At 73.8% G+C, this 20,307-nt stretch carries 19 protein-coding genes; 6 read left to right on the forward strand and 13 right to left on the reverse strand.

Annotated elements, in window-relative coordinates:
- Positions 1-184: 184 nt before the first annotated feature.
- Complete coding sequence (locus tag ACFC1F_RS36010; RefSeq protein ID WP_209417595.1) at positions 185-616, reverse strand: WXG100 family type VII secretion target; 432 nt, start codon at positions 614-616, stop codon at positions 185-187.
- A 188-nt stretch (positions 617-804) separates the two neighbouring features.
- Between ACFC1F_RS36010 and ACFC1F_RS36015 the strand changes: the two genes are divergently transcribed.
- From ACFC1F_RS36015 to ACFC1F_RS36030, 4 genes are read left to right on the forward strand one after another with little or no spacing between them, the layout of a single operon-like run.
- Entirely contained in the window at positions 805-1,779 is a 975-nt protein-coding gene (locus ACFC1F_RS36015) for an ABC transporter ATP-binding protein (RefSeq protein WP_209417596.1), read from the forward strand.
- Positions 1,763-2,665 (forward strand): ABC transporter permease, encoded by a 903-nt coding sequence (locus ACFC1F_RS36020; protein WP_376164882.1) that lies wholly within the window; start codon positions 1,763-1,765, stop codon positions 2,663-2,665. The genes ACFC1F_RS36015 and ACFC1F_RS36020 overlap by 17 nt, the downstream gene beginning before the upstream one ends.
- A gap of 25 nt (positions 2,666-2,690) precedes the next feature.
- The gene (locus ACFC1F_RS36025; RefSeq protein WP_148643665.1) at positions 2,691-3,608 is read left to right on the forward strand and encodes an ABC transporter ATP-binding protein; all 918 of its coding nucleotides are present in this window, start codon (positions 2,691-2,693) and stop codon (positions 3,606-3,608) included.
- A gap of 50 nt (positions 3,609-3,658) precedes the next feature.
- A complete protein-coding gene (locus ACFC1F_RS36030) occupies positions 3,659-4,375 on the forward strand; it encodes an ABC transporter permease (RefSeq protein WP_209417598.1) in 717 nt (238 codons plus the stop codon).
- A gap of 84 nt (positions 4,376-4,459) precedes the next feature.
- Here ACFC1F_RS36030 and ACFC1F_RS36035 read toward each other — a convergent pair whose 3' ends face one another.
- Together ACFC1F_RS36035 and ACFC1F_RS36040 are read right to left on the reverse strand one after the other, a co-directional pair.
- Positions 4,460-5,701, reverse strand: coding sequence for a CynX/NimT family MFS transporter (locus ACFC1F_RS36035; RefSeq protein WP_376164885.1), 1,242 nt, complete (start codon positions 5,699-5,701; stop codon positions 4,460-4,462).
- Positions 5,702-5,765: 64 nt separating this feature from the next.
- Entirely contained in the window at positions 5,766-6,506 is a 741-nt protein-coding gene (locus tag ACFC1F_RS36040) for a FadR/GntR family transcriptional regulator (protein ID WP_209417600.1), read from the reverse strand.
- A gap of 154 nt (positions 6,507-6,660) precedes the next feature.
- Here ACFC1F_RS36040 and ACFC1F_RS36045 point away from each other — a divergent pair, with 154 nt between their 5' ends.
- Entirely contained in the window at positions 6,661-7,428 is a 768-nt protein-coding gene (locus tag ACFC1F_RS36045; RefSeq protein WP_209417601.1) for a sporulation protein, read from the forward strand.
- A 77-nt stretch (positions 7,429-7,505) separates the two neighbouring features.
- Here ACFC1F_RS36045 and ACFC1F_RS36050 read toward each other — a convergent pair whose 3' ends face one another.
- From ACFC1F_RS36050 to ACFC1F_RS36095, 10 genes are all read right to left on the reverse strand, one after another.
- Positions 7,506-9,350, reverse strand: a complete 1,845-nt coding sequence (locus ACFC1F_RS36050; RefSeq protein ID WP_376164887.1) for an LCP family protein — start codon at positions 9,348-9,350, stop codon at positions 7,506-7,508.
- 210 nt (positions 9,351-9,560) lie between these two features.
- Complete coding sequence (locus ACFC1F_RS36055) at positions 9,561-10,409, reverse strand: HAD family hydrolase (RefSeq protein WP_209417606.1); 849 nt, start codon at positions 10,407-10,409, stop codon at positions 9,561-9,563.
- A gap of 56 nt (positions 10,410-10,465) precedes the next feature.
- On the reverse strand, positions 10,466-11,740 hold the full coding sequence (gene serS, locus ACFC1F_RS36060) for a serine--tRNA ligase (RefSeq protein ID WP_209417607.1): 1,275 nt from the start codon (positions 11,738-11,740) through the stop codon (positions 10,466-10,468).
- A 536-nt stretch (positions 11,741-12,276) separates the two neighbouring features.
- Positions 12,277-13,212, reverse strand: coding sequence for a prephenate dehydratase (gene pheA, locus ACFC1F_RS36065; protein ID WP_209417608.1), 936 nt, complete (start codon positions 13,210-13,212; stop codon positions 12,277-12,279).
- Positions 13,213-13,349: 137 nt separating this feature from the next.
- Positions 13,350-14,672, reverse strand: coding sequence for an iron uptake transporter deferrochelatase/peroxidase subunit (gene efeB, locus ACFC1F_RS36070; RefSeq protein ID WP_376164891.1), 1,323 nt, complete (start codon positions 14,670-14,672; stop codon positions 13,350-13,352).
- 5 nt (positions 14,673-14,677) lie between these two features.
- Complete coding sequence (locus ACFC1F_RS36075) at positions 14,678-16,735, reverse strand: FixH family protein (RefSeq protein WP_376164893.1); 2,058 nt, start codon at positions 16,733-16,735, stop codon at positions 14,678-14,680.
- A 12-nt stretch (positions 16,736-16,747) separates the two neighbouring features.
- The gene (locus tag ACFC1F_RS36080) at positions 16,748-17,245 is read right to left on the reverse strand and encodes a copper chaperone PCu(A)C (protein WP_376164895.1); all 498 of its coding nucleotides are present in this window, start codon (positions 17,243-17,245) and stop codon (positions 16,748-16,750) included.
- On the reverse strand, positions 17,242-17,910 hold the full coding sequence (locus ACFC1F_RS36085; RefSeq protein WP_209417612.1) for an SCO family protein: 669 nt from the start codon (positions 17,908-17,910) through the stop codon (positions 17,242-17,244). The genes ACFC1F_RS36080 and ACFC1F_RS36085 overlap by 4 nt, the downstream gene beginning before the upstream one ends.
- Positions 17,911-17,996: 86 nt before the next feature.
- Complete coding sequence (locus ACFC1F_RS36090; RefSeq protein WP_376164898.1) at positions 17,997-18,755, reverse strand: YcnI family protein; 759 nt, start codon at positions 18,753-18,755, stop codon at positions 17,997-17,999.
- 181 nt (positions 18,756-18,936) lie between these two features.
- Positions 18,937-19,785: a hypothetical protein gene (locus tag ACFC1F_RS36095; RefSeq protein WP_376164900.1), complete on the reverse strand. Its 849-nt coding sequence runs from the start codon at positions 19,783-19,785 to the stop codon at positions 18,937-18,939.
- Between the two features lie 230 nt (positions 19,786-20,015).
- Here ACFC1F_RS36095 and ACFC1F_RS36100 point away from each other — a divergent pair.
- Positions 20,016-20,307, forward strand: a 292-nt coding sequence (locus ACFC1F_RS36100; RefSeq protein ID WP_376164902.1) for an ATP-binding protein, incomplete at its 3' end; no start/stop codon positions are given.

Raw genomic sequence — 20,307 nt, forward strand, 5'->3', positions numbered from 1 at the left:
GGCCTGGTCGGCCGAGGGGCCGCTCCAGTTGGCCGAGTTGACCTTGGCGACCACCGAGCCGTCCCAGTCCCGGTCCATCTCCTGGAGCTTCTTGACCACGTCCTCCCAGGCGGTGGCGGCCTCGCCGAGGACGTCCAGCTTGGCGGTGCTCAGTTCGTGGAAGTCGACCATCTGTCAGTCCCCCTCAGGCGCCCAGGTCGTGCTTGACCGCGGTGTCGTTGGTCCGGTAGTTCGTGGCGGTCTGCCGCAGTGCCTGGGTGAGTTCGCCGATCGTGGTGTTGAGCGCGGCGATCTGCTGGTCCCAGGTGGACGCGGTCTGTGCGGCGGCCTTGCCGGTGCTCCAGTTGGCCAGCGAGGTGGACACCTTGGTGGTCTCGTCGTCGGCGGCCCGGCCGTCGCCGTTCAGGCGGCCGTGGATCTGGTCGGACGCGCCGGCGGCGGCGTCCAGCGCGGCCGGGTCGACGTCGACGGTGCCGCCGCCGTCGCCCGGGGCGTTCGAGGAGTTGAGCCGCGTGCGCGCGGTCTCCTGCTGCTGCGCCTTCGCCGTCAGGTTGCCGTCGGAGCCGTACGCCCAGGGGTTCATCATCCGGTCGAACTCGGTCGCGCGGTCGGTCATGTGCTCACTTCCGTCCCGTCGGGCACCTGGGCCCGAGCGTCCCCCGTCAGAGTCCGACAAGAGTACAAGCGGAGATCCGCTCTGCCGACCCCTAGGGGACAGGTGGGAGGACGTCATACCGCAGCAGCAGGAAGGCTCGTCATTCCAGCTCACGACCCGCACCGCGCGGGCCCACTACGGTGGGCCCCGTGTCCACTGTCATCAAGACGGACGGCCTCACCAAGAGGTTCCCCCGGGTCACCGCCCTCGACCAGCTCACCGTTCAGGTGGAGCCCGGGGTGGTCGGCCTGGTGGGGGCGAACGGGGCGGGCAAGTCCACACTCATCAAGATCCTGCTCGGGCTGGCCCCGGCGACCTCGGGTACGGGGCAGGTCCTCGGGCTGGACATCGCCACCCAGGGGTCGCAGATCCGCGAACGCGTCGGCTACATGCCGGAGCACGACTGCCTGCCGCCGGACGTCTCGGCGACCGAGTTCGTGGTGCACATGGCCCGGATGGCCGGACTGCCGGCGGCGGCCGCCCGGGAACGGACGGCCGACACGCTGCGGCACGTCGGGCTCTACGAGGAGCGGTACCGGCCGATGGGCGGGTACTCCACGGGCATGAAGCAGCGCGTGAAGCTGGCCCAGGCGCTGGTGCACGACCCGAAGCTGGTGCTGCTGGACGAGCCCACCAACGGGCTGGACCCGGTCGGCCGGGACGACATGCTGGCGCTGATCCGGCGGGTCCACACCGACTTCGGCATCTCGGTGCTGGTCACCACCCACCTGCTCGGCGAGCTGGAGCGGACCTGCGACCACCTGGTGGTGATCGACGGCGGCAAGCTGCTGCGGTCCTCGTCCACCGCCTCCTTCACCGGTGCGACGGCGACCCTCGTCGTCGAGGTGACCGACCTCCCGGACGACCACGCCGACGCGAGCGCCGCCGTGCGCGACCGGCTGACCGCCGCCGGGCTCTCGGCGGAGACGGACGGCCCGCGGGTCCTGCTGGTCCGGCTCGCGGGCGACGGGACGTACGACGCCATCCGCGACGCCGTCGCGGACCTCGGCCTGGGGCTGGTCCGGCTGGAGCAGCGCCGTCACCGGGTCGCCGAACTGTTCACCGACACCGACACCGCCACCGGCGCACCGCAGGGAGGTACCGCAGATGTCGCTGCCTCCTGAGACCAGGCCGGCCGACTCCGGCGTCATCCACGACATCGGCTACCGCGGCTACACGGGCCCCCGGCTGGGCCGCGCGTACGCCACCCGCTCGCTGTTCACCCAGAGCCTGCGCGCCGCGTACGGGCTCGGGCGCTCCGGCAAGTCCAAGGTGCTGCCGATGCTGGTGCTCGGCGCGGTCGTCGCGCCCGCCGCGATCGTCGTGGCGATCACCCTCGCCACGAAGCGCGAGGACCTGCCCGTCGACTACCCGCAGTACCTGAGCGTGGTCGGGCTGGTCGTCTCGATCTTCCTCGCCTCGCAGGCGCCCGTCCTGCTCTCCCGGGACCTGCGCCACCACACCGTCCCGCTCTACTTCTCCCGCCCGATCACCCGGGCCGACTACGTCCGGGCCAAGTTCGCCGCGATGGCCACCGCCCAGCTGCTGCTGATGGCGGCCCCGCTGCTGGTGCTGTACGTGGGCGCGCTGCTCGGCGGGCTGGACTTCGGGCACGAGAGCGCGCACCTCGTCTACGGCCTGGTCGCCGCGGTGCTGTACGCCCTGGTGCCGACCTCGGTGGCCGTGGTGATCGCCGCGGCCACGCCGCGCCGGGGCTTCGGGGTGGCCGCGATCATGGGCTACCTGGCGGTCTCCACCGCGGTGGTCGGGATCGTCGTGGGCATCAGCCGGGGCGTCTCCTCCGCCGTGCCGGACTCCGCCCAGTGGATCGTGCTGCTCTCGCCCGGCGCTCTGGTGGAGAGCCTGACCAACCAGCTGTTCGACCTCGGCAGCGGCCCCGAGCGGATGCACGCGCCCGGCGCCCTCGGCGTGGCCGTCTTCACCGCCGTCGCCGTCGCGATGGTGGCCGGCTCGTACGCGCTGCTGCTGCGCCGCTACCGCCGCATCTGACAACCGCAGGATTTGAGAGGGCGCCATGGCCACCATCACCATCGACAAGGTCTCGCGTTGGTTCGGCAACGTGGTCGCCGTCAACGACGTCAGCATGGCGATCGGTCCCGGCATCACCGGTCTGCTCGGCCCGAACGGCGCGGGGAAGTCCACGCTCATCCACATGATGAGCGGCTTCCTCGCCCCCTCCACGGGGGCGGTCACCCTGGACGGTGCGCCGATCTGGCGCAACCAGCAGGTGTACCGGCAGATCGGGCTGGTCCCCGAGCGCGAGTCCATGTACGACTACCTGACCGGCTGGGAGTTCGTCCTGGCCAACGCCGAACTGCACGGGCTCGCCGACCCGGGCGCCGCCGCGCGGCGGGCCCTGGCCCTGGTCGAGATGGAGTACGCCCAGGACCGGAAGACCGGCACCTACTCCAAGGGCATGAAGCAGCGCGTCAAGATGGCGTCCGCGCTGGTCCACGACCCGGCCGTGCTGCTGCTCGACGAGCCGTTCAACGGCATGGACCCGCGCCAGCGGCTCCAGCTGATGGAGCTGCTGCGCCGCTTCGGCGCCGACGGCCGGACGGTGCTCTTCTCCTCGCACATCCTGGAGGAGGTCGAGCAGCTGGCCCGGCACATCGAGGTCGTGGTGGCCGGCCGGCACGCGGCCTCCGGCGACTTCCGGAAGATCCGCCGGCTGATGACCGACCGCCCGCACCGCTACCTGGTCCGCTCCAGCGACGACCGCCGGCTCGCGGCGGCGCTGATCGCCGACGCGTCGACGGCCGGCATCGAGCTGGACCAGCAGGAGAAGGCGCTGCGCATCCAGGCGGTCAACTTCCAGGGCTTCACCACCCTGCTGCCGAAGGTCGCCCAGCAGGCCGGCGTCCGGCTGTACACCGTCGCACCGGCGGACGAGTCGCTGGAGAGCGTCTTCTCCTACCTCGTCTCCGCCTAGCGCCCACGGACGCGTCGCACCCACCCGGACCCAGGAAGGCCGACCACACCATGAACCCGACCGTCGCCAGGCTGACGCTGCGCGGCCTGCTGGGCCGCCGCCGCGGCATCCTGCTGCTGGTGGTCCCCGCCCTGCTGCTGCTCGTCTCGGCGATCGCCAGCGGCTCCAGCGGGGACAAGCACGACCTGACCGTCAGGATCCTCGGCCAGCTGGGCCTCGGCACGCTGCTGCCGATCCTCGGCCTGGTCGTCGGCACCGGTGCCATCGCCACCGAGATCGACGACGGCTCGATCGTCTACCTGCTCGCCAAGCCGCTGCCCCGCTGGAAGATCATCACCACCAAGCTGGCGGTCGCCGTCGGCACCACCTGGGTCTTCGCGGCGGTCCCGACGCTCCTGGCCGGCCTGCTGCTGTACGGCACCGAGGACGGGCTGGCACTCGGCTACACCGTCGCCACCCTGGTGGCCGGGGCCGCGTACAGCGCGCTGTTCCTGCTGCTCGGCGTGGTCACCCGGCACGCGGTGGTGGCCGGGCTGGCGTACGCGCTGGTCTGGGAGTCCCTGATCGGCAACTTCGTCGAGGGCGCCAGGACGCTGAGCATCCAGCAGTGGGGGCTGTCGGTGGCCGAGGCGGTGGCCGGGGACGGCGCGATCACCGCCGACGTCGGGCTCGGCGTGGCGGTGCCGCTGCTGCTGGTGCTCACGGTGGGGGCGGCGGTGCTGGCCTCGGTGAAGCTGGCCGGGCTCACCCTGGCCGCCGAGGAGTAACCGGGGCCCGTCGCGGCCGGTCCGCCGCGACGGGTCTTCTGCGGCGGCTCTTCCGCCCCCGCGCCCGGGCCGCGGCCGGACGCCTCAGAGCGTCCGGTTGCGTCCGGCGCCCCAGCCGGCCACGCCGACGACGGCGGCCAGCACGAGCATCAGCGCCAGCGGGGTGGTCCAGCCGCCGGTCAGCTGGTGCAGCGCCCCGGCGCCGACCGGGCCGGCCGCCGCCACCAGGTAGCCGACCGCCTGCGACATGCCGCCCAGCTGGGCGGCGCCGGCGGCGCTGTCGGTCCGCAGCACGATGAAGGCGAGACCGAGGCCCAGCGAACCGCCCTGGGCGACGCCCAGGATGGTGGCCGCCACCCATGCGCCGGGCACCGGCGAGACCAGCAGGACGGCGATGCCGAGCGCGTTCAGCGCGGCCATCACCACGGCCAGCGTGCGCTGGCTGGTCATCCGGCCGGCCATCAGCGGCACCAGGAAGGCGCCCGTCACCTGGACCAGGTTGGAGAACGCGAAGACCAGGCCGGCCTCGCCGCGGTCCATCCCGTGGTCGGCCAGGATGGTCGGCATCCACGCCACCAGGGTGTAGACCAGCAGCGACGAGATGCCCATGAAGAGGCTGATCTGCCAGGCCAGCGGCGTGCGCCAGATCCCCTCGATCGGCCTGGTCGCGGCGGGCCGGACCGGCGCCGCGACCGCCGCCTTCTCCTGGCGCGCGCGCAGCACCTGCGGCAGCCAGGCCACGGCGGCGACCAGCGCCAGCAGCGACCAGGCACCCAGCGAGGCCTGCCAGCCGCCGCCGAGGACGTGCTCCAACGGCACCGAGGTCCCGGCCGCCAGCGTCGCGCCGACCAGCATGGTGGTCGAGTAGACGCCGGTCATGGCCGCCGCCCGGCCCGGGAACTCGCGCTTGACCAGGCCCGGCATCGAGACGTTCAGGACCGCGATCGCCACGCCGATCACCACGCACCCCGCGTACAGGGCGGCCACCGAGGGCAGCACCCGCAGCAGCACGCCCGCGCCGAGCACCAGCACCGCGCCCAGCACCACGCGCTCGGTGCCGAACCGCCTGGTCAGCCGGGGGGTGAGCGGGGCACCGGCGCCCTGGAAGAGCACCGGCACGGTGGTGATCAGCCCGCTCGCGGTGGCGGAGAGGCCGAAGGTGCGCTGGATCTCGCCGACCATCGGGGAGATCGCCGCGAGGCAGGCGCGCATGTTGAGGGCGACCAGCAGGATGCCGGTCAGCAGCAGCGCGGGGTGGGCCAGCCGGCTGCGGACGGGGAGCGGGGAGGTGGTGACAACCGGCTGCTGGGCACGGGTGACTGCCATGGGGCGTGCTGCTCTTTCGTGAAACGTGGAACCGGGGGCGGACGGCGGAAGCGGCGGGTGCCGCTCACTTCCGGGCCGCGATGGCCGCGAGGAGCTGCTCGACGGCCGCGATCGGCTCGGCGAGCAGCGCGCGACACGCGCGTTCGGCGTGGTCCGGGTCGCCGCTCTCGATCGCGTCCACCAGCGCCGCGTGGGTGGCCACGACCACCTCGGGCATCTCGTGGTCGCCGAAGGCCGTCCGCATCGACTCGCGCACCGAGGCGCCGAAGTAGCGGTACACCTCGGTCAGCGCCGGGTTGTGCGCGGCCTCGACGACGGCGGTGTGGAACTCCAGGTCGTGCTCGACGGTCGCCTCGCGGCCGGTCCGCTCGGGGTGCGCCGCGATCACCTCGGCCTCGCGGGCCAGCGCGGCCCGCATCCGGACGACGTCCTCGGGCGTGTGCCGCAGCGCGGCCAGCCGGGCGGCCTCCGCCTCCAGCGCCGCGCGGACCTCCAGCACGTCCCGCACACCGGAGCGCTGCACGCCCCGCAGGACGGCGGCGGGGTCGCTGGTGCTGCGGACGAAGGTGCCCTCGCCCTGCCGGGAGACCAGCATGCCGGCGTGCACCAGCACCCGGATCGCCTCGCGCACCGTGTTCCGCCCGACCTGCAACCGCTCGGCCAGCTCGTGCTCGGTCGGGATCCGCGAGCCGACCGGCCAGGCCCCCGCCGCGAGCTGCTCGCGCAGCTGGTCGATGGCGGTGTCCACCAGCGAGCGCCGTCCGGCGGCCTGCAACGTGTCCTGGCTGTGGCCGGGTGCGGTCATGGCGGAGCTCCCCTCGGGTCTGGTCGTCGGTCATCCTACAACTGATTGCCCGGTCATCCTACAACTGCCACGTGACCTGCCCGGGAACCGTCCGGGCCGCCCTGGCGTTGCACCCGACGACTTCGGTCCATCCCTAGACGAGGAGATCGCCCGCATGGTGTTCAAGAAGCTGCTCGGAGCCCTCGGTGTCGGCGGCCCCGGCGTCGACACCGTTCTGACCACGCCGGTGGTGCAGCCCGGCGGCACCCTGTACGGGACGGTCGAGCTGACCGGCGGGACGGTCGAGGCGGACATCCGCGGGATCACGCTGACACTGGTCGCACGGGTGGAGATCGAGCACGAGGAGGGCGAGAGCACCGGGCTGTACCCGTTCGCGAAGTTCTCGGTGACGGCCCCGCTGGTGCTGGCGCCCGGGGAGAACCGGTCGATCCCGTTCGCCGTCCAGGTGCCGTGGGAGACGCCGGTGACCACCGTCGCCGGGCAGCGCCTGCACGGGATGCAGCTCGGCGTGCGGACCGAGGTGGACATCGCGGGCGCGCTCGACAAGGGCGACTCCGACCCGCTGGAGGTCGAGCCGCTGCCGGTGCAGCGCCGGATCCTGGACACCCTGCTCCAGCTCGGCTTCGGGTTCCGCTCCGCGGACCTGGAGGCCGGCCACATCCGGGGCACCGGGCAGACGCTGCCCTTCTACCAGGAGATCGAGTTCTCCTCGGCGCCGCAGTACGCGCACTCCTGCAACTCGCTGGAGGTCAGCTTCGTCACCACTCCGCACAGGGTCGAGGTGGTGCTGGAGGCGGACAAGCGCGGCGGCCTGTTCGGGCACGGGGGCGGCGACGTCATCCGCACCCACGTGGTCGAGCACGGCCAGGCCGACCAGGACCTCACCGGCCTGGTCGACGGCTGGATCCGCGCGGCGCTCTGACCGCCCGGTCGCCGGCCCGCTCACGGCCCCGGCCCGCTCCGGGCGTCCCGGGGACGCTCCGGGCGGGCCGGCGACGGCTATCCGTACGAGACGTTGCTGCAGATGTCGTCGTCGGCCGAGCGGGCCTCGTTGACCACCTCGGTGGGCAGCGGCGCCGGGACGCTCGGGGCCGCTGCGGCGGGGGCCGCGGCGGCGTTGGCGGCGGCGAAGTCCTTGCCGAGGACGAGGCTGATCCCGGCCGCCGAGGTGGGAACCAGGGTGGCGCCCGGGAACAGCGCCGCGACCTTCTCCGCGTTGGCCTTCTGCCCGCTGCCGTACTCGACCGTGGTGGCCGCCTTGTTGGTGTTCTTGGCGGTCGAGACGCCGGTCACGGTGACCTTGGCCGCCTTGAGCGTCTCGGCGGCCTTGGCGGCCAGGCCGGTGGCGGTGGTGCCGTTGAAGACCGCGACCTTGACCGGGGTGTCCACGGCGGCCGGCGGGGGCGGCGCGGCCGGGGTGGTCTCGGGCGCGGCGGTCGGCGTCTGGGGCGCGTCGTCCTGCTTGCCGGTGGCGTCCTGGCCGTCGATGGTGCGGTCGGCCAGCAGGGTCTTCCAGAGGTTGTCGACCGCGGGGTGGACGAGGTCGATCCGGGGACCGTTGTAACGCCACGGCGCGGTGAGGAACTTGACGTCGTGCAGGTCGATGCTCTTCATCGACAGCGCGAAGTCCATCAGCTTCTTGGCCGAGTCCAGCCCGGGGTCGACGGTCATCGACTTGGTGGCCGCGTCGGCCAGCGGCAGCAGCGTGGTGGGGCTGAGGCCCTCGCCCTTGACCTTGGCCATCAGCGAGGCGAGGAAGGCCTGCTGGCGCTTCATCCGGCCGACGTCGGACTCGTCGCCGATGCCGTGCCGGAGCCGGACGTAGTCCAGCGCCTTCTGGCCGGAGAGCTTCTGCTTGCCCTTGGGCAGGACGATCTTGCCCTTCTTGCCCAGGTTGGGGTTGAGGTGCCCCTCGTAGATGTCGTTCGGCAGGCAGACGTCGACCCCGTCGACGGCCTCGGTCATCGCCGCGAAGCCCTCGAAGTTCACCTCGATGGTGTGGTCGACGCGGATGCCGGTGAGCTTCTCGACGGTGTTCTGCGTGCAGGCCGGGTTCCCGGACTCGCTGTTGCCCACCGAGAAGGCCGAGTTGAACATCTGGTTCGTCGCCTCCTTGCTCCACGACCCGTTCGGCAGCTTGCACCGCGGGATGGTGACCAGGGCGTCGCGCGGGATGGAGATGCCCACCGCGTGCTTGTGGTCGGCGTAGACGTGCAGCAGGATCGTGGTGTCCGAGCGGGCGCCGCCCTCGTCGCCGCCGCCGAGGTCGCTGTTCTTGCCGGCGCGCGAGTCCGAGCCGATCAGCAGGACGTTGACCGGCTTGTTGCCGTTGGCGTCGGCGGTCGCCTCCGGCGGGCGGTCGGTGGAGACCGCCTCCGGGTCGAAGGACCTGATGTTCCCGTTGAGCTTGTAGTAGATCGCGCCGCCGGTGCCGGCCAGCACGACGAGGACGCCGGCCACCGACCAGGCGACGATCTTCCTGACGTTCCGCTTCGGCTTGCGGCTGTTGCGCGCGGCCGCCCGGCCGCCCGCCGCGGAGGCGTCCGCGGGTCCGTCGCCGTCGGACCTGCCGCGGCCGCCGCCCTTGCCCTGGGCGGCCCGCCGGGCCTCGGCCCGGCCGCCGGGCCGGGGCGCCGGGACGCGTCCGCCCGCGTCGGCCGTCTGCTCGGTGCGCACGCCGCGCGGGGTGCCGGCACCCTGGGCGCCCGCGCCACGCGTGCCGTTGCCACGCGTGCTGCCGCCGCGCGCGCCGGTGCCACGCGGCGAACCGCCGCCCCGCGAGCCGCCCTCGGCACGCCGCCGGCCGCCCGCCCCCGACGTGCTCTCGTCCCACTGGCCTGACATGCGCGTACCTCTCAGCGGCGGAAGCAGCAATCCTGTACGTGTCCCGGGGGCACGGCCCGGGTCCGCCGGGAGCACCGCACAGGAGCACCGCACCGGGAGACGCGGAGCTTCAGCGGAGCATACAAACTCTTTCTGTGACGGTCAGCATCCGGGTGCCGCCGGAACGGCCCGCGACCCGGTCCACCCCCACCCCGCCCGTTCCCCCGCCGCTCACCGAGCCGGGTAGAGCCGCTCCAGGACGGCCGCGACGCCGTCCTCGTCGTTGCTGACGGTGACCTCGTCGGCGACCGCCAGCAGTTCCGCGTGCGCGTTGGCCATGGCGACGCCGTGCGCGGCCCAGCCGAACATCGGCACGTCGTTGGGCATGTCACCGAAGGCGATGGTGTCGGCGGCCTTCACGCCCAGCCGGCGGGCGGCGACGGCCAGCCCGGTGGCCTTGGAGAGGCCGAGCGGCAGCAGTTCGACGATGCCGGCGCCCGCCATGACGACGCCGACCAGGTCGCCGGCCACCCGGCGGGCGACCTCGGCGAGGCCGTCGTCGGTCAGACCGCGGTGCTGGATGTACAGCTTGCTGAGCGGGGAGGCGAACAGCTCGTCCTTGGCGACCCGCGTCACCGGCAGGTCGGAGCCGATCAGCAGCTCGTAGCCGGGGCCGGCCAGCACCTCGCCGTCCAGGCCGTCCTGGTTGGCGGCGACGGCCAGCGGGCCGGCCTCCGCCTCGATCTTGGCGATCGCCAGCGCGGCCAGCCGGCGATCCAGGGTGAGCGAGGTGAGCAGCTTGTGCGCGCCCGCGTCGTAGACCTGCGCGCCCTGGCCGCAGACCGCTATCCCCTGGTAGCCGATCTCGTCGAAGACCGGCCGGGCCCAGGCGGCGGAGCGGCCGGTGACGATGATGTGCAGCGCCCCGGCACCGGTGGCCGTGGCGAGCGCGGCCCGGGTGCGCTCGGAGACGGTCTCCTCGCTGGTGAGCAGCGTGCCGTCGAGGTCGGTGGCGACCAGCCGGAAGGGCAGGCCGCCACCGTCGACGGGGGAGACGGGGCTGGGGCTGATGCTGCTCATGGGCCGAACGTCTCCCGGGAGTTGCTTTCGGGCGGTGGTGCGGGTGGGGCAGCCGGCTACTTGACCGGCGGGAGGACGGAGCGCCCGCCGAGGTACGGCCGCAGCGCCTCCGGCACGACGACCGAGCCGTCGGCCTGCTGGTGGTTCTCCAGGATCGCGACGATGGTGCGCGGGACGGCGACCAGGGTGCCGTTCAGCGTGGCCAGCGGGCGGACCTTGCCCTCCTCGCGCATCCGGATGGAGAGCCGGCGGGACTGGTACTCGGTGGTGTTGGAGGTCGAGGTGACCTCGCGGTACTTGCCCTGGGTCGGGATCCACGCCTCGATGTCGAACTTGCGCGCGGCCGAGGAGCCGAGGTCGCCGGAGGCGACGTCGATCACCCGGTAGGGCAGCTCTAGGGCGTTGAGGAAGTCCTTCTCCCACTGGAGCAGGCGGCGGTGCTCGTTCTCGGCGTCCTCGGGCGAGGTGAAGACGAACATCTCCACCTTCTCGAACTGGTGGACGCGGATGATGCCGCGGGTGTCCTTGCCGTAGGTGCCGGCCTCGCGGCGGAAGCAGGACGAGTAGCCGGCGTACCGCAGCGGCAGCTTCTCGGCGTCGATGATCTCGTCCATGTGGTACGCCGCGAGCGGGACCTCGCTGGTGCCGACGAGGTAGCGCTCCTCCTCGGGGAGGAAGTACACGTTCTCGGCGGCCTGGCCGAGGAAGCCGGTGCCGTCCATGGCGGCCGGGCGGACCAGGGCCGGGGTGATCATCGGGGTGAAGCCGGCCGCGGTGGCCTGGGCGATCGCCATGTTGACCAGGGCGAGCTCCAGCAGCGCGCCGACACCGGTCAGGTAGTAGGACCGTGCGCCGGCGACCTTGGCGCCGCGCTCGGTGTCGATCGCGCCGAGGATCTGCCCCAGCTCGACGTGGTCGCGGGGCTCGAACCCCTCGGCGGCGAAGTCGCGCGGGGTGCCGATCTCCTCCAGCGTGACGAAGTCCTCCTCGCCGCCGACCGGGGCGGCCGGGTCGATGAGGTTCGCCAGCGAGCGGAGCAGGCGCTCGGCCTCGTCCTTGGCCGCGCTCTGCTCGGCGTCGGCGGCCTTGACCTCGGCGGCCAGTTCCTTGGTGCGCTGGAGCAGGGCGGTCTTCTCCTCGCCCTGGGCCTTGGCGACCTGCTTGCCGAGCGTCTTCTGCTCGTTGCGCAGTTCGTCGAAGCGACTGCCCGAGGACCGGCGCCGCTCGTCGGCGGAGAGGAGGGCGTCGACCAGGTCGACGTCCTCGCCACGGACGCGCTGCGAGGCGCGCACTCGGTCAGGGTCCTCACGAAGCAGGCGAAGGTCAATCACGGGCCCAAGCCTACCGGGCGGGGGCCCCTCCACCGGTACGGGTTTTCCCCTGGGGATAACTCCCCGGAGCCTGTGGATAACCCCTGTGAGGAACGGCTCGCTGTGAGGTTATCCACAGGAGGATCCGGTGGGCTGTGGACGGCCGGGCCTCCCCGGGGGACGATGCGCCCGACTAAGGAATTGAGGTTTCAAACCTCACTTGACCTTCTTGGGTGAGGAAATTGAAGCACTCGGACGGGTGATTTGCTGGCACACGGGTGACTCTGGTCCGATTGGTCATCTCTGCGACGCTAACCGATGATCCGACCGATACGCGTAGTGGCTATACCGGTTTGTCGACTCGTCCCCAGGCCTGTGGATAACTCGGGGCTGTGGACAGTGGACGGTCCTGTGGACAGCCGGTTCCGGCGGTGCGGGCCCCTGTGGACGACGGGCGGACGCCCGGTGCGGTCACCCGTACCGCCGTCCGGGTGGGGTCGAAAACGGTCGGAAAAGGTCAGGAGGACAAAAGCCGGCGATCAGATGTCGCCAGGCCCTCAAATGTCGCCGCGGCCGTCGAGGCACCGGGAGAGCCAGTCGGCCGCCTCGGTGAAATCGGTGTCCGAGGTCCCCGGCCGCTGGTGCCCGGAGGCCTGCTGGTCGGCCCGCGGATAGGAGCCGAGGAAACGCACCTGCGGGCAGGTCCGCTTGAGGCCCATCAGCGCCTCGCTCACCCGGCGGTCGGTGAGGTGCCCCTCACAGTCGATGAGGAAGCAGTAGTTGCCGAGCCCCTCCCCGGTGGGCCGGGACTCGATCCGCATCAGGTTGACCCCGCGCACCGCGAACTCCTGGAGCAGTTCCAGCAGCGCGCCCGGGTGGTCGTCCGGCAGCCAGACCACCATCGAGGTCTTGTCCGCTCCGGTCGGTGAGGAGACCCTCCCGGGCCGGCCGACCAGGACGAACCGGGTGGTCGCGTTGGCCGCGTCGGCGATGTCCTTGACCAGCGGGTCCAGGCCGTAGATCGGCGCCGCGAACTCGCCCGCGAACGCGCCGTCGAACCGCCCCTCGGAGACCAGCCGGGCGCCGTCGGCGTTGGAGGCCGAGGACTCCCACCGCGCCTCCGGCAGGTTGGCCGCCAGCCAGCGGCGCACCTGCGGCTGGGCCACCGGGTGGCTGGTGACGGTCTTGATGTCGGCCAGCTCCGTCCCGGGCCGGACCAGCAGCGCGAAGGAGATCGGCAGCAGCACCTCGCGGTAGATCATCAGCGCGGCGCCCGAGGCCAGTTCGTCGTTGGTCGCGGTGACGGCGCCCTCGACGGAGTTCTCGATCGGCACGAACCCGCCGGAGGCCTCGCCGCCGCGCACCGCGTCCAGCACCAGCGGCACCGAGGCCAGCGGGACCAGCTCCCGGGTCGCCGCCTCGGGCAGGGTGCGCAGCGCCGCCTCGGTGAAGGTGCCCGCCGGGCCGAGGTAGGTGTAGCGGGTCGCCGACATGCCGCGCCTCCATGCGAAAGGGATACCGAGCAAGTCACCTTAACCATTTCGCCGGTTGCCCACGGGGGAGTTCCGGCCCGTGGGCAACCGGCGGCCGGGCGGGGCGCCCCGGCCGTGCGGTGGGCGCCCCGGCCGGGCTAGCCGAGCAGCGTCTGCCCCACGTAGCCGCCCTGCGGGGCGCCGGGCGGGACGGCGTACAGGCCGCTCGCCTCGTGCCGCAGGAAGCGGGAGAGGCCGTCGCCCCGGGAGAGCTTGCGCTGCACCGGGGTGAAGCCCCTGCGCGGGTCGGCCTGGAAGGCGAGGAAGAGCAGTCCGGCGTCCGGCGAGCCGTCGGCCAGCAGGCCGTCGTGGTACGAGAACCCGCGCCGCAGCATCGCCGCCCCGCCGTTGGCGGCCGGCGCGGCGACCCGGACGTGCGCGTCGGCCGGGATGGCCAGCGAGCCGTCCGGGTCCTGCGCGGCCAGGTCGGCCGGGGTGAACTCGCTGCTGCCGGGGGCCGCTGAGAGCGGGGCGCCGTCCGACTTCCGCCGCCCGATCACCCGTTCCTGGCGGTCCAGCGGCAGCGCCTCCCAGTTGTCCAGCAGCATCCGGATCCGCCGGAACACCAGGTACGAGCCGCCCGCGAGCCAGGCCGGCTGGTCGCCCCCGGCGGCGCAGAACACCTTGGCGGCGAAGTCGTCCTCGGCCGGCTTGGGGTTGTTGGTGCCGTCGATCTGGCCCATCAGGTTGCGCCCGGTGATCTGCCGCGTGGCGGCGCCGGGGGTGCGGGCGAAGCCGGCCGACTGCCAGCGCAACGCCGCCGTGCCGGCCGCCTGCCGCTGGAGCACCCGCAGGGCGTGCACGGCGACCAGCGCGTCGTCGGCGCAGATCTGGACGAACAGGTCGCCGTCGCCGCGGGCCGGGTCGAGGGCGTCCGCCGGGAAGGAGGGGAGCGGTTCCAGTGCGGCCGGGCGCTGGTCGGCGAGCCCGGCCTTGTCGAACAGGGTGGCGCCGAAGCCGAAGGTGAGGGTGAGCGAGCAGGGGCCGGCGTCCAGCGCGACCTGGTTCTCGAACTCGTCGGCCGGCTCGCCGACGGCCAGCCGGGCGGCCGTCCGGGACCAGCGCTGGAGCAGTGCCCGCAGGCCGTCCCGGCCGGTCCCGCCGGCCAGGTCGAAGGCGGCCAGCTGGACCCGGGCCTGCTGCGGTTCGACGATGCCGGCCTGGTGTTCCCCGTGGAACGGCAGCCGGCCCGCGCCGAGGGCGGGTCCGGCCGGGGCGGGCCCGCCCGCCGGGGACCGGTCCAGGGCGGCCGCACCGGCCACGCCGGCGCCCGCTCCGACCACCAGCCCGGCCCCGGCGGTGCCCAGCAGGGCCCGCCGGGTGACGCCGCGGCCGGGCCTGCTGCCGGCGGGCCCGGCGGCCGTGGCGCTCTCCGCGCTCTCCGTACTCTCCGCGCTCCGCGTGTTCTCGGTGCTGTCCATCGCGGTCACCCGATCTTCAGCGGCTTGATCTCGGTGGTCTGGTCGATGTCCGAGGAGCGGACCTGCACCGACACCACCCAGTTGCCGGCCAGCGGCAGCTGCGCGGTGCCGCTCCAGCGGCCGGTGCCCTCGGCGGTCAGGGTGACCGGCAGCGGGCCGAGGTCGCGGTCCGGCAGGGTGAAGGCGAGCTGCACCTCGGGGACCTCGACCGGCTGCCCGTCCGCGCCGTCCAGCTTGAGGTGCACCTCGTTGGGCCCGGTCCGGGCCGGGTTGAGGGTGACGGTGGCGGTGCCCTTGGCGTTCGGCGTCCGGCCCTTGGTGTCGTACGGGAGCTTCAGCTCCAGGGTCTGGCCGGGCACGGTCTGCGGGGCGGGCACGCCCGGGGCGGCCGGGCCGGCACCGGCGGCGGGTGCCCCGGCCGCGACCTCGCCGGCCACCCGGCCGGGCGGCGAGTTGGTGAGCATCGTGGTGACCACCAGCACGGCCACCGCGACCAGCGCCTCGACCAGCACCGAGCGGCGCAGCCCGGCCCGGGTCGGGGTGAGCCCGCGGTCGCGTCCGGCGCTCTCCCGGGCGGCCTGCTGGCGGGCCAGCTGGGCCTGCCGGACCGGGTCGTCGGAGTGCGCGGCCACGGTGACCGGCTCCGGCGCCTCGGCCGGTGCGACCGCCACCGCCTCCTGCGGGTCGGCCCGCAGCCGGGCCAGCCAGGACCGGGAGATCCAGGCGACGCCGAGCATCGCGACCACGCAGCCGGTCTTCACCAGCAGCAGCCGCCCGTACTCGGTGCCGGTCAGCGCGCCCCAGCTGCCCAGGCCACGCCAGGACTGGTAGATCCCGGTGACGGTCAGCACCGCGACCGCGCCGAAGGCGACCTTGGAGAAGCGGTCGGCGACGTCCGCGCCGATCCCGTGCCGCAGGCCGACCAGCATGGCGGCCAGGCCTCCGAGCCAGAGCGCCATCGCGATCAGGTGCAGCATGCCGAACGGCAGCGCCAGCCAGACCTGGATGCCCACCGAGGCGTGGTCGGCGCCGACCCAGGTCGCCGAGAGGGCGACCGCCAGCACCAGTCCGGCCACCCCGAGGCCCAGCCGGGCCTCGCGCTGCGGCCGCTCGGCGGCGCGCTGCTCCAGCTCGCGCAGCTCCGACTCCTCGGCGTCCTCCTCCGGTCCCCCGGCCGTGGGGCCGGCCGCAGGGCCGGCCGTCCGCGGCGGCTGCCCGAGCTGGCCCACCAGCAGCGACAGGAAGACCCCGCTCGCGGCGAGCAGCAGCAGCCGCGCGGCCAGTGCGGTGCCGATCCGCTCGTCCAGCGTGGCGCGCACCAGCGACAGGTCGAAGGCCTGCCCGAGGCCGGAGCCGCGCTCGTAGGGGCCGCGCAGCATCAGCACCGCGACGGTGGAGACCAGCAGCGCCACCCAGCCGGACATCAGCAGTCGCTGCACCGCGCGCTGCACCGCTCCGGCGGGCCAGCAGATCAGCACGAAGGCGGCCGCGCCGGCCAGCAGCGCGAACGCCCCGTACGCGACGGTCCGGCCGGTGCCGTAGAGGGCGGCGACCGTGCTGTCGGCCTCGGCGCCGCTCAGTGCGGTGGCGGAGACGGAGGTGTCGGAGGGCGCTCCGACGGAGAAGGTGAAGGCGCCGCCGATCGGGTGCGAGTCCTCGGAGACGGCCCGCCAGGCCACCGTGTAGGTGCCGCCCGCCAGCCCGCTGTTGAGCCCGACCCGTGCGGTGTTGTCCCGGCCGTCGGCGTGCGCCGGGTTGCCGGTGTCGACCGCCCGTCCGGCCGGGTCGAGCACCCGCACCGAGTCGCCGGAGAGCGACACCGCCTCGCTGAAGGTCAGCGTGACGGTCTGCGGCGCGGCGGCGACGACCGAGTTCTGTGCCGGGTCGGTGGACTGCAGGGTGGCGTGCGCGGAGGCCGGTCCTGCGCCGGCGAGCATCAGCGTGAGGACGGCGCCGAGGACGCCGAACAGCGCGGCGATCCGGCGGCGGGCGGTCCGGTCTCCGGCGGTCCGCGGCGGCGGGGTGCCCGGCGGCAGGGTCTGCGGAAAGGCGGCCTTCGGCATCTCGCGGGTCCCTTACTGCTGGCCGGGGCGGTAGGTGAGCTCCTTGACCGGCACCTTGACCGAGATGGTCCCGGTCCTGGCGAAGGTCAGGTCGAGTTCGAGCTCGTCACCGAGGGCGGGGGTCTTCTGCCACCCCATGATCATGAGGTGGGTGCCGCCGCGGGCGAGCTGCAACGCGCCGTGCGCGGGGACGTCCAGGCGTTCGACCTGCTCCATGGTGGAGGCGGTGGAGCGGTGCATGGTGACCGACTGGGCGGCCGGGCTGGAGACCTTCACCAGCTGGTCCTGCCCGCCGTCGTTGCGCACGGTCAGGTAGCCGGCCGCCATCCCGCCCGCCGGGGGCAGCGGGATGTAGGAGTCGGCGACGCTCAGCCTGGCCGGTCCGTCGGCGGCGCCGTCCTGGCCGCCCGCCCCGCAGGCGACCAGGATGGCGCCGCCGCCCAGTGCCGTCGCCAGCACCGCGCCCGCGAGCGCGGTCCGCCGGAAGCTGGGGACGCCGGTGCCCCTCACGCCGAGACCCCCTTGGCGAGCAGCGGAAGGTCGTGCTCGTAGGTCTTCTCCTCGGTGCCGCTGAGGTAGAGGACGTGCGCCTTGTCGTCCGAGGGCAGGAAGGCCAGCACCTGCGCGCCGTGGGTGGAGGTGACCGTGCCGTCGCCGTTGACCACCGGGTCCTCGATCATGATGCCGAGCGACTTGGCGGCGGTCTTCACCTTGGCGAGGTCCCCGGTGAGGCCCGTGAAGTCGCTGCCCATCGAGTCCAGCCAGGTGCGCAGCACCTGCGGGGTGTCGCGCTGCGGGTCGGTGGAGACGAAGACGACGTTGACCTTCTGCCGCTCCTCGGCGGAGAGCTTCTTCATCGCCACGCCGATGTCGCCCATGGTGGTCGGGCAGACGTCCGGGCAGCTGGTGTAACCGAAGAAGAGCAGGGTGGCCTTGCCGTTGGTCTTCTGCCGGAGGTCGTACGGCTGGCCGGTGGTGTCGGTCAGCTGGAGGTCGGGCTTCTCGAAGTTCTTGCCCAGCACGGTGCCCTCGTAGGGCGAGTCGGCCTTCTGCCGGGTGACCTTGGCGGGGCTGGTGCCGCCGCCGTCGGAGCCGCAGGCGGTGAGGGTGAGGGCGGCGGCGAGCGCGACGGCGGCGGCGCCGGCCAGGCGGGCGGTACGGGGGGTGCGGGGCATGGGAGGTCCGATCGTGCGGGGTGGAGCACCGGCGGGGCCGCCCCGGGCAGGGGTGCGGCGCGGGGCGGTCCCGCCGGTGTGAGGGGTCAGGAGGCCGAGCCGCCGCTCTTGCGGCGCAGGCCGAGGACGCCGAACGCGGCGCCGATCACGCCGACCACGATGCCGACCACGCCGAGCACCCGGGCGGTGGAGTCGGTGGCCTTGTCCGAGCCGGCGGCCTCGTCCTTGGCGCCGTCGTCGTGGGTGTGGCCGTCGGCGGCCGGGGCGGCGGAGGCGGTGGCGCCGTGGCCGTCGGCGGAGGTGGCCTTGGTCAGGGCGAGCACGGGCGCGGGCTTGGCCGGCTCCGGCTGGCCGTCCTTGGCCTCGTCGATCCAGCGGACGACGTCGCCGTTGTCGTAGCTCTGCAGCGCCTTGAAGGTCAGCTTGTCGGTGTCGGTCGGCAGCGGGCCGAGCGAGACGCGGAACTCCTGGAACTGGCCGGGGGCGATCTTGGTGCCCGCCTCGGCGGTCCAGGTGATCTTGGAGACGGCCTCGTTGACGTCGTTGCCGTGCACCTTGATCGGCTTGTCGAGCTTGGACTTCTCGACGGTCGCGGTCCAGCCCGGCATCGGGAGGGTCCGGACGGAGGCCAGCGGGTGGTCCAGCGGGAGGCTGAGCTCCAGCTTCACCGTGGAGGCGGCGTCGTTCTCGTTCGGCACCCGGATGTCGACGGCGGTGTAGCCGCCCTGCGGGGCGCTGCCCGGGTTCACGGTGACGTGCGCGAAGGCCGGGCCGGCCAGGGCCACGACGGAGGCGGCGGCGGTGAGGGCGACGGCGGCGATGCGACGGGCGGGAAGGGAACGCATGATTTCGGGGTCTCCGTTCGGAGGCTCGGCGGCAGGCCCGGCGGGCACGGTGGTCCGTGCACGGACGGGGCCGCGCGGCGTGGGGACGAGTCGGGGAGGCCGCTGACCACGCGCGTGCGGGTGCGGCCGGCTGCGGCGTACACCCGGGACCGGTGCGTGTGGGAGCACCGGGGACGGCGGGTCAGTACGCGAGCGCCCCGAACGGAGGACCGCGCCGCACCACGCTGTGCCGCAGTGCGGCACCGGCCGGCAGCGGGTGCTCCCCGCCGCGCGCGCCGAACCGGCGGGCCGGGCCGCCGGGCGTGCCGAGCAGGCCGCGCAGCAGGACGGCGGCCAGCGCGAACGCCGTCCGCAGCGGCGCCGCCCAGTGGTCCCGGGCGGCGGTGGCGGTGATCCGGACCACTCGCCAGAGCGCCGCCTCGCCCCGGCGCAGCCACCAGCCGGCCACCAGGGCGGCGGCCAGGTGACCCGCGAACATCGACGGCGTCATGCCGAGCACGCCGCCCTGCCACCAGGGCGCGACGGCGTACGCCTGCGGGTCCAGGCCCGCGCTGGAGACCAGCTGCTCGGCGGTCGGGTTGCCGGGCAGGCCGGCCAGCGTGCCGGGCCGGGCCTCGTTGCAGATCAGCCGGCCGGCCACCTGCGGCAGGGTCAGCGGCCCGGAGCCGCCGGCGCCGCCGTGGTGCATGCCGGCCATCGCACCGGCCGCCGCGGTGGCGTGACCGCCGAGGGCGTGGAAGAGGCAGTGCAGGCCGAGCTGGCCCGCGCCGAGCGCACCGGCGATGGCGCCGAGCGAGCGTTCCCGCCCGCCGAAGGCCACCGCGAGCACCAGGACGGCCGCGAAGCCGGTCGCGAGCGCGGCCGGGGCCACGTTCCCGCCGCCGGCCAGGGCGTGCCCGGCGGCCGCTATCAGCGTGCAGACCAGGGCGAACGGCACCGCCCGCGCAAGCCGCAGGTCCCAGGCGGCGGCCCCCACCGGCGCGTCCGGTGCGGGGGCGCCCGGGTGCGGGGCGGCGGCGAGGGCAGTCATGGCGGGCCCCATCCTCTCATCGCCTACGAGGGCGGCACGGGCAGGGTGGGAAAGTCCCACGAATGCCCCGTTCGGCCCCGGCGTGCGGACCCCGGTGTGCGCCGCTCGGCACAGTCCGCGGCCCCAGTCCATCCGCCGAACGGGCGGTGACGGACCTCAGGCACGGTTCACCGCCGGATCGCCCGGAGATACCTAGTTGTATGTGGAGCCGCAGCCAGGAGGGACCTCCCGTGGACATCTGGTGGACTCTGCACCTCAAGCGCGACCCGGCCAGCGTTCCGCTGGCCCGGCGCATCCTGCTCGGTGCGATGGCGACGGCGGGCGTCGACCCGCAGGTCGCCCACGACCTCGGCGTCGCCCTCAGCGAGGCCTGCGCCAACGCCGTCGAGCACGGCGCCGGCGGCCGGCCGGACGAGGGCTTCCAGGTCTCCGCGTCGATCAGCGGCGACCTGCTGCGGATCGAGGTGACCGATGCCGGGCCCGGCCTCCCGGTCACCGCAGCTCCCGCCCCCGCCGCCGGAC

This window comes from Kitasatospora sp. NPDC056181, assembly GCF_042266225.1.
Lineage (GTDB): Bacteria > Actinomycetota > Actinomycetes > Streptomycetales > Streptomycetaceae > Kitasatospora.